The organism is Faecalibacterium prausnitzii, assembly GCF_003287405.1.
GTDB classification, from domain to species: Bacteria; Bacillota; Clostridia; order Oscillospirales; family Ruminococcaceae; genus Faecalibacterium; species Faecalibacterium intestinale.
In genome coordinates this window covers 14,694-29,188 of the sequence record NZ_PRLD01000008.1, presented here as the reverse complement: position 1 = coordinate 29,188, position 14,495 = coordinate 14,694, and the positions used below count along the sequence as shown (strand labels likewise).

The 14,495-nt window shown below is 54.6% G+C and carries 12 protein-coding genes; 3 read left to right on the top strand and 9 right to left on the bottom strand.

Features of this window, described 5'->3' with window-relative positions:
- The first annotated feature begins 185 nt into the window (after positions 1 to 185).
- The 3 genes from C4N24_RS09055 (at position 186) to C4N24_RS09045 (ending at position 2,812) form a co-directional block, all read left to right on the top strand.
- The gene (locus C4N24_RS09055) at positions 186 to 515 is read left to right on the top strand and encodes a plasmid mobilization protein (protein WP_112091140.1); all 330 of its coding nucleotides are present in this window, start codon (positions 186 to 188) and stop codon (positions 513 to 515) included.
- Entirely contained in the window at positions 476 to 1,804 is a 1,329-nt protein-coding gene (locus tag C4N24_RS09050) for a relaxase/mobilization nuclease domain-containing protein (RefSeq protein ID WP_112091139.1), read from the top strand. Before C4N24_RS09055 ends, C4N24_RS09050 begins: the two co-directional genes overlap by 40 nt.
- Before the next feature lie 111 nt (positions 1,805 to 1,915).
- Positions 1,916 to 2,812 carry a BRO-N domain-containing protein gene (locus C4N24_RS09045; protein WP_112091138.1) on the top strand — a complete coding sequence of 299 codons (897 nt, stop codon included), beginning with the start codon at positions 1,916 to 1,918 and terminating at the stop codon, positions 2,810 to 2,812.
- A 115-nt stretch (positions 2,813 to 2,927) separates the two neighbouring features.
- Here C4N24_RS09045 and C4N24_RS09040 read toward each other — a convergent pair whose 3' ends face one another.
- From C4N24_RS09040 to C4N24_RS09000, 9 genes are all read right to left on the bottom strand, one after another.
- Positions 2,928 to 3,128, bottom strand: a complete 201-nt coding sequence (locus C4N24_RS09040; RefSeq protein ID WP_112091137.1) for a transposon-transfer assisting family protein — start codon at positions 3,126 to 3,128, stop codon at positions 2,928 to 2,930.
- Positions 3,129 to 3,131: 3 nt separating this feature from the next.
- On the bottom strand, positions 3,132 to 5,660 hold the full coding sequence (locus C4N24_RS09035; protein WP_112091136.1) for a YodL domain-containing protein: 2,529 nt from the start codon (positions 5,658 to 5,660) through the stop codon (positions 3,132 to 3,134).
- A 99-nt stretch (positions 5,661 to 5,759) separates the two neighbouring features.
- Positions 5,760 to 7,877, bottom strand: coding sequence for a DNA topoisomerase 3 (locus tag C4N24_RS09030; protein ID WP_112091135.1), 2,118 nt, complete (start codon positions 7,875 to 7,877; stop codon positions 5,760 to 5,762).
- On the bottom strand, positions 7,874 to 8,596 hold the full coding sequence (locus C4N24_RS09025) for a DUF4366 domain-containing protein (RefSeq protein WP_112091134.1): 723 nt from the start codon (positions 8,594 to 8,596) through the stop codon (positions 7,874 to 7,876). The genes C4N24_RS09030 and C4N24_RS09025 overlap by 4 nt, the downstream gene beginning before the upstream one ends.
- A complete protein-coding gene (locus tag C4N24_RS09020; protein WP_005942334.1) occupies positions 8,586 to 8,837 on the bottom strand; it encodes a DUF4315 family protein in 252 nt (83 codons plus the stop codon). The genes C4N24_RS09025 and C4N24_RS09020 overlap by 11 nt, the downstream gene beginning before the upstream one ends.
- 18 nt (positions 8,838 to 8,855) lie before the next feature.
- Complete coding sequence (locus C4N24_RS09015; RefSeq protein WP_112091133.1) at positions 8,856 to 10,841, bottom strand: C40 family peptidase; 1,986 nt, start codon at positions 10,839 to 10,841, stop codon at positions 8,856 to 8,858.
- Positions 10,838 to 11,731, bottom strand: coding sequence for a DNA cytosine methyltransferase (locus C4N24_RS09010; protein WP_112091132.1), 894 nt, complete (start codon positions 11,729 to 11,731; stop codon positions 10,838 to 10,840). The genes C4N24_RS09015 and C4N24_RS09010 overlap by 4 nt, the downstream gene beginning before the upstream one ends.
- Positions 11,728 to 14,130 (bottom strand): VirB4-like conjugal transfer ATPase, CD1110 family, encoded by a 2,403-nt coding sequence (locus tag C4N24_RS09005; RefSeq protein WP_112091131.1) that lies wholly within the window; start codon positions 14,128 to 14,130, stop codon positions 11,728 to 11,730. The genes C4N24_RS09010 and C4N24_RS09005 overlap by 4 nt, the downstream gene beginning before the upstream one ends.
- The gene (locus C4N24_RS09000) at positions 14,057 to 14,482 is read right to left on the bottom strand and encodes a PrgI family protein (RefSeq protein ID WP_112091130.1); all 426 of its coding nucleotides are present in this window, start codon (positions 14,480 to 14,482) and stop codon (positions 14,057 to 14,059) included. Before C4N24_RS09000 ends, C4N24_RS09005 begins: the two co-directional genes overlap by 74 nt.
- Positions 14,483 to 14,495: the final 13 nt, after the last annotated feature.

Below are 14,495 nucleotides of genomic sequence, written 5' to 3'. Positions count from 1 at the left end.
TGCATCACAGTCAAGATGTAGCCAAAAGACAGGGTTTGAATTGTAGTATTAGTAGAGGGGACGGTTTAGGGGAGAACTTACAGAGCAAGCATAGGAAGTGTGTACCCACTTCCGTATTTTGCCCTGCAAAACAGCTTGTTGGGAAGTGTCCCAAACCCTCAAAATGGAAAGGAGAGTAAAAACGTATGGAGGGCAGAAAGCGAACCGTGCAGGTCAAATTTTATGTGACGGAAGAAGAACGGAGGTTGATTCGAGAAAAAATGAAATTGATACCAACCCGGAATATGGCTGCCTATCTGCGAAAGATGGCGATAGATGGTTATGTTGTCCACATCGACACCACCGACATCCGGGTGCAGACCGCCGAATTGCAGAAGATTGGTGTCAACGTCAATCAGATCACACGGCGGCTGAATAGCATGGGGCCGCTGTACACACAAGATGTTGCGGACATCAAAGGAGCGCTGGCACAGATATGGCAGTTACAAAGATACATCCTATCAAGTCAACGCTGAAAAAGGCATTGGACTACATCGAGAATCCGGCCAAGACGGACGAAAAAATGCTGGTGTCCTCCTTTGCCTGCTCCTACGAAACCGCCGACATCGAATTTGAACTGCTGCTGTCACAGGCCATGCAGAAAGGCAACAATCTGGCCCACCACTTGATACAGTCTTTTGCGCCGGGCGAAACCACGCCGGAGCAGGCCCACGAAATTGGCCGGCAGCTTGCAGATGAAGTCCTGCAAGGCAAATACCCGTATGTGCTGACCACCCACATTGACAAAGGGCACGTCCATAACCACGTCATCTTTTGTGCCGTGGACATGGTGAACCAACGAAAGTATGTTTCCAACCGACAGAGTTATGCCTACATCCGGCGCACCAGCGACCGGCTGTGCAAGGAACATGGTCTGTCCGTGGTGGTTCCCGGCCAAGACCGAGGCAAGAGCTATGCCGAGTGGGACGCGCACCGCAAGGGCACGAGCTGGAAGGCGAAGCTGAAAGCCGCCATAGATGCAGCCATCCCGCAGGCCAAGGATTTTGACGATTTTCTGCGGCTCCTGCAGGAGCAGGGCTACGAGGTCAAGCGTGGCAAGTATGTTTCGTTCCGTGCGCCCGGACAGGGGCGGTTCACCCGCTGCAAAACGCTGGGCGAAGCCTACACCGAAGAAGCCATCATCGAGCGCATCAAAGGGCGGATTGTGGAGCGAAAGCCCAAAGAAAACCGCAAAATTTCGCTGCGGATTGATTTGGAGAACAGCATCAAGGTCCAACAGTCCGCAGGGTATGAGAAGTGGGCAAAGCTCCACAATCTGAAACAGGCTGCCCGGACGCTGAACTTCCTGACCGAGCATAAAATCGAAAGCTACCCGGATTTGGAAAGCCGAGTGGCCGAGATCACCGCCGCCAGCACCGAAGCGGCCGCCGCGCTGAAAGCGGCCGAACGCCGGCTTGCAGAAATGGCCATGCTGATAAAGGATGTCACCACCTGTAAGGAGCTGCGCCCGTTGGTGCAGGAGTATCAGCGGGCCGCTGACAAAAAGCAGTTCCGGCGCAAGCATGAAGGCACCCTGATTCTCTATGAAGCGGCGGCCAAGGCCCTGAAAGAGCAGGGCTTTCAAAAGCCACCCGACCTCTGCGCCCTGAAAGCTGAGTATAAGCAACTGACCGAGCAGAAAGACCAGCTGCAGCGGCGGTACGCCGAAGCCAAACGCCAGATGCAGGAATATGACATCATCAAGCAGAATGTGGACGGCATCCTACGGACAACACCGGGAAAGGAGCAGATGCAGGAACGGTAAATTTGCACAAAATATTGGTTGGATTTTTGAACTACAAACGCTTAGACTGGGTGGCGTTTCCACCCGAAATCATGTAAAATAGAACCAGACAACGAAAGCGAGGAACCCTCTATGGCAGAAGTGAAAGACAATAGCTCTATCCAGCTTTTTGAAGATCAGAAAATCCGTACTGCATGGGATGCAGAAAAGGAAGAATGGTATTTTTCGATTATTGATGTTATTTCTGTTTTAACTGGAACAGCCAATCCACGGCGATATTGGAGCGACCTGAAACGTAAGCTGAAAACTGAGGGAGCAAATGAGTTGTACGAAAAAATCGTACAACTGAAAATGTTATCCTCTGATGGAAAACGGTACAAGACAGATGTCGCCAACACCGAACAGCTTTTGCGTATCATCCAGTCCATCCCGTCCCCGAAAGCTGAACCGTTCAAGGCATGGCTGGCAATGGTGGGCAAGGAACGCATCGAAGAAACCATCGACCCGGAGCAAGCTATTGACCGTGCGCTTGATACCTATTTGAAGAAAGGCTACTCCGAAGAATGGATTCACCAGCGGCTTTTGGCAATCCGCATCCGCAACGAACTAACGGACGAATGGAAGAAGCGCGGAGTGCAAAAGGGCAAGGAGTACGCCATCCTGACCGATGAAATCTCCCGCGCATGGTCCGGCATGACCACGGGGCAGTACAAGCGGCTGAAAGGTCTGACAAAAGAAAATCTCCGGGACAACATGACCGATTTGGAACTTGTGCTGACCATGCTGGCGGAAGCATCTACCACGGATATTTCCAAGACTGCAAAGCCGCAGACCTTTGAAGAAAACAAGCGGGTTGCTAAACGCGGCGGCAAGGTAGCCGGTATTGCACGGCAGGCTCTTGAAGCAGAAACTGGCAAGCCCGTTATTACAGAAAAGAATGCGTTTGACTTCCAGCAGCTTGTGACCGACATTGTAGAAGATGCCGCCGAACTGCCGGAAAATCCCACCGAGAAAAAAGATAAAGACTGATACATGAAAATAGCCGGACACCGTAGCCACAAGGCCACCGTGTCCGGCTATTTCTGTTATGACAACGGCACATTACTTTTGTTGAAAATAATGTTCCATTGTCAAGATGGCGGTATCACTCACTCGCAAAATCAAACCTCTGTCCGTCAAAGTCGGCATCCGTCATACACTCCAACTTTGCAATGGTGCTATTTGCCAGCCGTCGCATTTCCGTGTCCATATCCGACAGGGCAGCCAGCATCCGTGCCATCGTGCGGCGGCGGTCGGAAGTATGGTACATACAGATCAAATTTTCTTCTTCTACACTGAAATTCATGTGTCAGACCTCCAATTCCTTTGTCTTTTCCCGTGGCTGCGTTTGCTTGCTCTGCTCCTTTTTTGCGGCATCCAGCTGTGCCCGGATGGACGGCTTTTTCGGTTTTGCGGCGCGGGACTTCTTGGTTTTCGGTGCCTTTTCCTCGGCCTTGACTGCGGCGGCAAGGTCCGTCAGAGAAATTTGTTCCCCGGCTTTTGCTTTTGCCTCCAATTCGCCCAGAGAGGGCGCATTGTTCAACACACCATCAATCATATTTTCGTTTTGTTCCGTGGAAAGTTCTGCGGTGCGCAGCGGATTTTCCCGCAAAAACTCCGGCACCTGCTGGAAGCCCACACTGTCGCAGTAGTGGGCGGTGTCCTGCCCGTTCTGATGCAGAACCACCACATCCGAAACAGACAACGAATGTCCCTTGAAATCTGCCGGATGGTCCACATTGAATGTGCGGTAGATGTCCTCCAACGTGGTGCCAGCAGTCAGCGGCGCAGAGTAAACTTCTGCGTAGTTGGCCTTGTCCACAGTCCGGCCAGCGGCCTGCAGGCGGTCGTATGGCTCAAAACGGTAATCGTGAGTGGAATCCTCATTGCGCAGCTGGTAGATGGAAAAGCTGTCCTGCTGTGGTGCCTCAAAACCTGCCGCTGCGTATTCCTCTACGGTCATTCCGGCAGTCGCCGCTTCCTGCGCGATCTCGGCCTGCACCTGTGCCTTGTAATCCTGCAAGCTCTGGTCAAAGTCAGCCAGCTTGGGCGGTTCCGGCAAGTTATACTGGCCTTGGTTAAGCAGCGGGCGGCAGTCCTGCACATAGGCCACAACAGTGTTGTAATAGGCAGCCTGTTCCGGCGAAATGTTCTGTCCCTCCCGCAAAGCGGCGGTGGCTGCCTGCTCCATGGCCGAAAGATTGCAATGTTGTTTGAGATACGGGATAAACTCGGTCAGCACCATTTCCCGCTCTGCCTTGTCCTGTTCCCATGCTTCCGGGCCTTTGTTGTGCAGCACAAAATTTTTCCAGTTCTCGTCCTTGGCGTAGTATTCGTGGTAGTTCTGGATGTGCTGAACCAAAGAACCCTCTCCGTCGCCAAAATCCTGCCGTCCCTCGTAGTTGTCGGGCTGTCCGTTCATCGTAAAATCAATGCGGAACGCGGTCTTGTCGTACCAGCCACCCTCGTAACCATCCTTTTCCCGGTCCGTGTGCTGGGCGGTGTCCAGTTCTTCAAAAACACGATTCGCCACGGACAGCGGCATAGTTTCGCCGTCCTGCAGCTTGTCGCTTTCGCTCCACAGAATCGTGACCGTAGGTTCTGCGGCGGGGTCTGGAATTTTAACGGGTGCGGGAATTTCGTTGGCCTTTTCCGCCGCCTCTCGGAACGCTGTCAGCTTATCGCCCAACAGAACTTCCGATACCGGGGCTGTCTGCCCCAGCAGATTAAGTGCTTCCCGCCCGGCATCCGGCAGGGTCAGACCGGGCGCGTCCAGCTGCCCACCGTCCAGAGCCGTGTGGTCCGGGCCATACAGAGTGTAGTCATAGCCAGAATCGCAGGTCTGGATGAACAACGTATTGCCATTATCCAGTGCAAATGCGGCCTCCTGTGTAGCGGAAAGGTCTACTTCCCGCTGCTGGCGAAGTTCTGCCAGATGTTCGTCCAGCGCAGAGATCAGCTCATGGGCCGCGCTGCGGATAATTTCCAGAGAGGCTTTCAGTTCGGCCAGTTCCCGACCAGAACTCCACCCAGCCACATAGCCAAAGGAATACTCGGACGTGTCCAGCCCGTAGTGCTGGCAGACGGCATAGGCCACGCTTTCGGCCTGCACCTCGCGGGTGCGGCTGTCCGGGCGGTTGCTCTGTTCCGGGGTGTTCGGGTCGATGGCGTGCAGCTTGGCATGGGCAATTTCGTGGATAGCCGTCTTGATGGTTTGCAGCTGGCTCATGCCCTCTTGGATGGCAATGCGGTTGTCGAGCAGATGAAAGTAACCGTGCGCCCCGCCCTCGATGTCCTCAAACCCGATGGGCACCGGGGAAGCTTGCTCCAACGCTTTGAAAAAATCTTGATAGTCCTGCACGCTGCCGGACAGTTCATTCACTGCGATAGATGGCAGCGGTTCGCCCTCGGTCTGGCTGACATCGAACACGGAAACCACCTTAAAGGCCGGAATCTGCACCGTTTTTTCTTCCGTCAGCGGCTTGCCGTCCTTGTCCAGAATCGGCTTGCCCTGTTCGTCCAGCTTTTCCATCTTCTGCTTGACCTTGTACGGCGCAGGAGCAAGGATTTTGATGCCTTTTTCGCCTTTCTTTACGGTGCGGTGGAACGTGTCTTTCCACTTGTTGAAGCCGGCCACCAGCTGCCCGCCCTGCATGGCGATCAGCAAGGTGTTGTTGAAGCTGTAATTGTGGAATTTCGCCATCGTGGTGAGGTAGGCTTTGTAGCGGTCGCTATCGAACAACTGCTGAATGCCTGTTTCCAGCCGGTCCGTGATTTCTTTCATCCGTTCTGCGCTGTCCTTGCCGTTCAGGATAATGGGAATAACTTTCTGCTCCATGATGTAAACTCCTTTGTTTTACTATCCTACGGATAGAGAGAGCCGGTTATGGCAAAATGAATGCTTCACCTTACCATAACCGGCCCTCGTATTTTTGCCTTACTCTTTGCGCTCTACTCGGTAATTGACGTACTTGCCTCCTGTATCTGCGAGAAGCACCGTTGCATCATAGGTTTTGCCTGTTTTCTCGGAGTAGAGGCCCTTGACCTTTGCCTTACCGTTTTTGAGCAGAGCAGCGGCGATCTTCGGTGTGAACGCCTTTTTGCGCTGCTCAAAGAAGCGGTCATTCTTCCACATCACGAACTGACAGCCACGATTTCCGCAGTAGAAGTTTTTCTTGCCCTCGTAGACGTTTTCACCACACCGGGGACACTTGCCGATGATAACCCGTTCCGACTGGAACAGGTTTTGTTTGTCCGCGCTGATGCAGGAGTAGGTCTTGATCAGCTGACGCACCTGCGCTTCAATTTCGGCCATGAACTCGTCCGGGTCTGCATTGCCCTTGGCAATCTCGGTCAGACGATTCTCCCATTCGGCGGTCAGAGCGGGAGAGGTCAGGCTTTCCGGCAGAACCACCGCCAGATTGATGCCGTCCTTGGTGGGGACAAGCTGCTTGCCCTTGCGCTGCACAAAGCCCATTTGCACCAGTTTTTCCAGAATCGCGGCACGGGTGGCCGGAGTGCCCAGCCCCTTACGTTCCGCTTGGCCCAGGCCACCCTCTCTTGCTCCTGCGGAGCAATTCACCTTGTCCTCCGGCATATCCTCGGCCCCTGCCCGCTCCATTGCCGACAGGAGCGTATCTTCGGTGTAGGCTTTTGGCGGGGACGTGAAATGTTCCGAAATGTCAGTTGTCACGGAAAAGTTCTGTCCCTCGGCCAGTTCCGGCAGTGCGTTCAAAACTTCTTCCTCGGTATCGGCTTTCAGGGTGGCGCGGAACCGTTGGTCGATCTCTTTCCAGCCGGGGACAAGCACGGTCTTTCCCTTGGCGGTGAACTCATTTCCGGCGCAGGAGAACACAGCGGTCACAGTTTCGTATTCATGGGGTGCGGCCACAGCGCAGAACAGTTTGGAACAGACAAGGTTCATCAACATACATTCACTCTCGGCAAGGCCAGTGAACCCCTGCTTTGCAAATTCGGCGGTGGGAAGGATGGCGTGGTGGTCCGATACCTTTTTGCTGCTCAGCACCCGCCCCACATCCGGGGTCAAGTCAAGCCCTTGGGCAAAGGGCAGCAGCCCCAGTAGGTCAGACGCAAGATGCTGTGCCGTCCGGCCCATATCCTCGGTCAGATATTGGCTGTCGGTGCGGGGATAGGTCAGCAGTTTCTTTTCGTAAAGCTGCTGGGCATAATCAAGGGTCTGCTTTGCCGTGAAACCGAACAGGCGGTTTGCCTCCCGCTGCAAGGTGGTCAGGTCATAGAGCTTGGGCGGCTGTTCTGTCTTTTTCTCCCGCTTGACAGAAGTACAGACGGCAACTGCACCCGTGCATTTTTCTTTGAGAAAATTTGCGGTTTCTGCATCCGAAATGCGTCCGCTGCCCGCTTTCAGGCTGCCGGACTGGATGCCGACCGTGTAATACTTTTCTTTCTGGAAGCGCAGGATTTTTGCATCCCGGTCCACCAGCATTTTCAGTGTCGGGGTCTGCACCCGGCCTACCGTCAGGGTTTTGTGGTACAGCACCGAAAACAGCCGTGTTGCATTGATACCCACCAGCCAATCTGCCTTTGCGCGGCAGAGGGCCGATTGGTATAGCGCATCGTAGTCCGAATCCGGGCGCAGGTTTGCAAAGCCCTCCCGGATAGCGGCATCCTCCATGCTGGAAATCCAGAGCCGCTTCACAGATTTTGTGCAACCGGCCATTTGGTAGACGAAACGGAAAATCAGTTCTCCCTCCCGGCCTGCATCGGTCGCGGCGGTCACACTGTCCACATCCGGGTGGTTGAGCAGAGAGCGCACAATTTCAAACTGCTGTTTCTTTTCGTCCGGGACAATGAACTGCCACGGCTGGGGCAGGATGGGCAAATCTTCATACTTCCACTTGCAGTATTTTTCATCGTACTGGCCCGCTTCCGCAAAGGACACCAGATGCCCGATGCACCAGCTGACCAGATACCCGCCGCCCTGCCAATAGCCGTTTTGCTTTTCAGTGGCCCCGATCACTGCGGCAATGCTGCGGGCTACACTGGGCTTTTCGGCAATCACCAGCTGAAAGCTCATGTTTCACCCTCCTGTCCGTCCTCCGAATGAATCTCGATTTCAGCCGGTTCCTCGTCTGCATCTTCGTCCTCGCCAAAATCGTATTCGTCCAGATCATCGTGCCCGGTGGTATCGGCCTTGGGCTTGCGGAACTTGAAATAATAGAGGGCCGCACCGCCGCCCGCCAGAGCCAGCACCAGCAGGATCATCAGACTGCCCATGTTGGACTTAGGCTTTTCCAGCGGCGTTTCGGTGTCGGTTTTCACCGCTTCCGTGCCCGTGCAGCTCCGCAGGCTCTTTTCACACAAGGGGCAGTTTTCGTTGACGTTCCCGGCCTCACATTTCACGGTGCAGATGCAGAACTCAGTGTCCGGCGGTTCTTCATCCAGCAGGGCCAGCAAGTCGGCATCGTCCACTTGGTTCAGGAAGTGAACGGACGTTTCCTTGTCCTCGTTGGCACGGTCAATGAGAATGTAAAAATAATTCCCGGCCTTGGTGGTCACCGTGATAAGCTGCTTGTCGCCGTAAAAGTCATCCACCAGTGTTGCATTGCCCTTGGGCGTGATGGGCACACCCTCCGGCTCCATGCCGCCCGTAGTGGGTTCTTCTTCGATAATCTCCGGCAGAGGTTCCGGGGCAGGGTCAGTACCGCTTGCGAAAGCGGGCATGGAAAAGGAGCAGAGGCAGAGCAGGATAGCCAGCAGTCCGGCGGCGAAACGGTTCCAGTTGTCAGGTTTCATCGGCGGCATCCTCCTGTTTGTGGTACGGTGTGGCGGTGGGTGCAGCATTCAGCGCACCGCTGCGCAGGAAGGCCGCGAACTCGTCCGGCTTCATGTTCATGCTGCGCACCAGCTGAATGATCTGCAAGTTTTCCTGTTCAGTCTTTGCAGCTTCCAGTTCTTTCAACTGCTGCTGGTATTCAGAGATTTTTTCTTTGAGCCGTTCGATGTCGCGCTCAATGCGAGAAAGTCTTTTTGCCATACAAAATCCTTTCTGGCGTCACGGTAAACGCCCATAGCTGTAAAAATGTTCCTGCCAATATTTTGAGTTGAGGTTTGTGTAAGAGATAGGGTCGCCGCAGTGCAGCATGATGGAATTGCCTACATAGATACCGCAATGGCTCACGCCGGGGGTATCGTAGGTGCCCTTGAAAAACACAAGGTCGCCCGGTTTGACCTGTGCGGCCGAAACAGGAGTACAGAGGTTGTAAAGGCCCTGTGCGGTCTGGCGGCCCACGTTCCAGCCGGAGTGATTCAGCACCCACGAAATGTAGCCGCTGCAATCAAAGCTGGTGCTGGGCGAACTGCCGCCCCACACATACGGGTAGCCGATGTACTTGGTGGCTTCCTCCATCATGGCGGCAAACTTATCATCTTTGAGGGCTTCCGGGGGAATGTCGTAATAGATGGGCTGCTTGATGGTGGACGCATTGGGGTACTGTGCCTGCCCGAACAAATCCGGCCGGTTGCCCAGCGTGCGCATATAGAGCGAATAAGCACTGAGTTGTTCTTCGGTCAGCACTTCCACGGGCAAATGGGACAAATCCTTGTTTTTCAGCTTGACCGTGCAGATGTAGTATTCATACGGTTCTTGGTAGGTGATAACTTGCGGCACACCATACGGGCCAATAATGACCATCATTTTTGTACGGTAGCGTATCTGCATGGTCACGGTCTCGGTCAGGATGTATTGCTTTTCAAAGAGCATTTCAAGTTCGCCCTGCACCTCGGCCAGTGTGAACACGCCGTCATGCAGCGCGGACAAAATCGAGATCAGCACATAGGGGTCATGCTCGATTTCATCCAGATAAAAATGATACTCGTCATAGTTGTGGGTGGCCTCGTAGGTGTCGAGATAACGTTGCAGCTTTTGTTCCAGCTTGGCATAAGCCTTCTCTGCACCCAGCATATCCTTGTCCTTGGAAAAATAAGAAGATGCCGTCACGCCGGTTCCAGCGGTGCCCGCCATCACGGTGCAGGACTGCAAACCCGTTATCAGGAGCAGAGCCAGCAGACCGAACACCGCCACGATCAGAATGGTTTTCCAGTTCCGGGCCGCAAATTCGGCCACCCGTTCGCCGCCTTCGGCTGCCAGCTTTGTTACCCGGAAACCATTTTCTGCGGTAGTGGCTGCACCCTGTGCGGCGGCTTGTCCGGCCTGCCGTGCAGCTTTGGCGTACTGTTGCTTGATACGCTGTTTCTGCCACATCCGGGAAATGGGGTTGCTGGCCGACTGCGCGATTTGCGGATTGTCCCGCAACGACTTCTGATAGAAATACTCGGCGTTAGCCGAACGCAATTCCTGCTCTGCCCTTTCCACGGCCTTGTAGGGCTTCATCTTGTGGTGCCGGATGCCGCTGCGGATGACCTTGGCGGTCTGATGCTCCACCAGTTCTTCACCCTTGTGGCCACCCTCCACACCCACATTTTCGTGTTCGACTTCATGGATTTTTCCGTGAGCGAACAGCAATGCTTCCGACAGCGGCCGACTGGCCGGGTTTGGTTTCAGGCTGGGTGGGCCTTTGTCCTGCTTCTCAAAACGCAAGGTGGATTTTGCCTTGCCGTTGGCAGCATCGTAAACTTTTTCCTTGACCGGGACACGCTTTTTGGGCAGAGCAGCGCGGGCCGCATCCAGCTTGTCGGCTTTTGCCCCCGCTTTGTGGATATACGGCTGCAACTCCGGGTCTGTCCGTTCTTCCTCGGTCAGTTCCAGACGGGCGGCGGAACCGTGCAGGCCATCTTCGCTTTCGGCGGTGGCCGCTGTTTCTGCTGCCTTTTTCGCTTTCTTTTTATTTTTATGCCTGTCCTTGATGTCCTCGGCCCGTTCCAGAATTTTTTCGGCCTTGCCCTCGGCATCCGTGGAATAATCCTGTTCCGCTTCCCGACTGGAAACATTCTCTACAGTGCCGTCCGCTTGATTTTCCATCACCAGACCATCACGGGTCATGGTCTGGGTGACTTTGGCTTTCGCCTGCAATTCTTTCAAAGTTCTTCACCTCCTATCGGACAGCGGCCCGTTTCAATGTCCGCAATGTATTTGAGAATCGGGAACACCTGCGGCGGCGAAACTGCATTGCCCAGTGTTTTCATCCGCTTGCTGCGGTTCGGCACCTCTTCGGTCAGGCGCGGGATGTCGGCGGGTTCTTCGGCCCAAAGGGAATGTCCGTCCATTTGCTCGGGAAACCCATCAGCCACTCTACCCAGTCCGGGTTGAGATAGGGCTTTTCCAGCGTGGTGGGTGTCATACGGTAGACCACATGGGAAAGCCGCGCCGTCCACGCCTTGCCATCCTTGTTCATCTTGCGGTAGCTGCCGTTCGCAGAGATTTGGATGTCCAGTCCCTTGCCCACATCCCCGGTGTCGCTGGCAAGAGGTGTTGGCAGAAGAACCGATGATGAATACTCGTTTCCGCTCGTGCCACGCGCCAACGGCAGCAGCAGGTAATACGAAAACCCGAACATCGTAACCTGCCTGCTCCAAGTCAATGAGCGTTTTGTCGAGCCCCATACGGAGGAAGCCAGCAACATTTTCTCCAAGCACCCAACGGGGCTGCAATTCCCGGATGACCCGCAGCATTTCGGGCCACAGGTAGCGTTCATCGTGGAAGCCGCGCTGCCGCCCTGCGGTGGAGAACGGCTGGCACGGGAAGCCACCTGAAATGAGGGTGACGGTGCGAAGTCCTGTTTTTTCAAAGAAAGCCTCCTTTGTTACAGTGGTGATGTCCTGAAAACGGGGCACTTCCGGCCAGTGGCTTGCCAGCACAGCGGCGGGAAATGCCGCCCACTCGCATTGACAGACAGAGGTAAACCCCGCTGCTTCCGCGGCAAGGTCGATGCCGCCGATGCCGGAAAACAAGCTGAAATGTGTTAAGCTCATAGCTCCACCACCTCGCTGAGCCGGGTGGTCATGATCTTATAGAGCTGTGTGTTTTTCGGGATGGGGTTGGAAAACGGAAGCACCACGTTTTCAAAAATCAGCAGTCCTTCGCCCGGTTCCGAATTGTCGATGTACTTCTGCTGGTCTGCGGAGAGGTTCAGCCGTTCCGAAAGGATTTTGCGGTCGCCGGATGCCTGATTCAGCAGCGTGATGAAGTCGCTGTTTTCCAGAATGTTCTCAATCTCCGGGGAAGAAAGAAGGTCCTTCACATTTTGGGTGGCACCTGTGGGCACGCCGCCCCATTTGCGGAAGCGCTTCCAAATCTCGGCACTGTACGCGGCGGTCTGTTCCTCTTTCAGCAAAAGGTGGAACTCGTCTGCAAAATACCATGTGGCCCGGCCTTGGCTGCGGTTCTGGGTGACACGGCCCCATATCTGGTCTTGGATAATGAGCATCCCCAATTTTTTTAACTGTTTTCCTAACTCTTTGATGTCAAAGGCCACAAGCCGGTTGTGGATGTCCACATTCGTTTTGTGATTAAACACATTCAGCGAGCCGGATACATACAGGTCGAGTGCCTGCGCCACCCGGTCCGCTTCCGGCAAGTGCTGGTCGAGCAGGGCTTGGTGAAGGTCAGACAAAATCGGCATATTCTCCGGGCAGGGATTCGCCAGATAGGGGCGGTAGATGGCTTTCACAGCGCGGTCTATCACGGTGCGTTCAATCGCTTCCAGACCTGTTTTGCCGCCCATAACCAGTTCACAGAACGACAGCACAAAATCCGATTTCAAGGCCAGCGGGCTATCATCCTCGGAGTAGTTCAGGTTGATGTCCAAAGGATTCACATAGTCCTTGCTGGTAGGCGAAAGTTTAATGACCTGCCCATGCAGCCGCTTGACCAGCGGATAATACTCGGCCTCTGGGTCTGAAATAAAAATATCGTCAGCAGTCGTTAAAAATACACTGACGATTTCTGACTTGCAGCTCATGGATTTGCCGCTACCGGGCGTGCCCAGCTTCAAGCCGTTGGGACACCGGGCCTGCTTGCGGTCCAGCATGATCATGTTGTGGGATTTTGCGTTGATGCCGTAGTACATGGCCGCACCGCTCTGGAAAAGCTCCTGCGTTACAAAGGGCACGAACACCGCCACGTTGGAGGTGGTAAGGCTGCGCTGAATCTTTATCTGGTTGATGCCCAGCGGCAGACTGGACACAAGGCCCTGCTCCTGCTGGTAGTCCAGCCGGATAAGGGAGCAGTTGTACTTCTGGGCCACACCTGCCGCTTGGAACACATCGTTGCCCAGCTTTTGCTTGGTGTCGGCCACATTCAGCACAAGAAAGGTCAGCATGAAAAGCCGTTCGTTCCGGGTCTGCAATTTGTTCAGCAGCTTTTTGGCGTCCTCGCCGTAAGTGGCAAGGTCGCTGGGCAGGATGTCCATGTCGTACCCGGAACGGACAGCCTTTTTCTGCTCCTGAATCTTCATGGCGTCAAGGTCTGTGATCTTCCGCTTGATGGTTTTGATGGCCTCGGTCTGGTCGATGGCCTGCACATGGAGATTGACGAGAATGCCGCTTTCCGTTTTGAGAAAATCGGCCAGCATTTCATCCGAAAGTTCCGGCGCAAGGATTTGTAAAAAGCTCACAGCTCCATATTTGCCGCCCAGTCCAAAAGTCTTGGCCGTGCCGAAGCAGAGGGAGGACGGGGCCACAAAATCCTTAGTGGACAGGCCGGAGGGCGCCAGCCAGTCCCAGTCAAAGCGGAACGGTTCCCCGTCCGGGTGGAAGATGCCGTGCAGCACCTCCAAACGCGCCTGTCCGTCCATGACGTGCGCCACGCAGCCCATGGTCTTGAAATAGCCCAGCAGGTCAAGGCCAATGCGGGTCAGACGGGCCCGCGCTGTTTTTAGACTGTCGGCCTCAATGGTAAACGTCAGATATTTGGTTTTGACAATGCCGTTGTTTCCGCTGGCAAGCTGCTTTTGCAGGATGGCGGTGTACTCGGCGCGGATGTCGTCAAAATCATCCCCCTGCGGTGCGATCTCAAAACTTTTTGCGTACTGCACCGGGTCAACCTTGCGATTCAAAAACGAAAGCTGCACATGGATGGAAGCATCCACATAGTTGTACAGGTCGCACAGGTGTTCAAAGATGGCGGTCCTCGTTTCCGGCTGGGCCAGCTGATAGCTGATGTCCTCAAAGGCAATGCACTTGGAGAACGTGCGTCGGTCAATGCGGCACACACCGTCCGGGTAGATGGCCTCATACGGGATGGTGGCCTGTGCCGTGCGGGGCTTGCCGTCACCCTTGTACTTGCGGAGAACGGCATCAATTTCTTTTTTCTGGGCGCGGGTGAGTTTTTTGGGCTTTTCGGTTTCGCGGGGTATCGTTTTTCTGGACAATGGCCTTTACCTCCTGTTCCATTTGGTATTGCCGCACAAGGGCGGCGTAAGCATTGTTGGTCTGATAGGGCCTTTCCTTGGGACGGATAAAGCAACACTGAATCATTTGCTGAATCACCACTTCAAGGGGCTGGCCGTGCCGCTCGAACAGAGCGAACAGCAGTCCCGGCAGCATGGCAAAAATCATCAGCAGGGCCGCCGCGCTGTTGGAAAGATAGTCCCGGGTCAAAAAATAAAGCGGCCCGCCCGTGAGGAGCGCGCCGCCGAAGCAGACCAGCTGCCGCTTGGTCAGCCCGAATAAGACTTTGGATTTTACATGGGTCAAATCTTTGGGAACGGTCACATACGCCATTCAAACGCTCCTT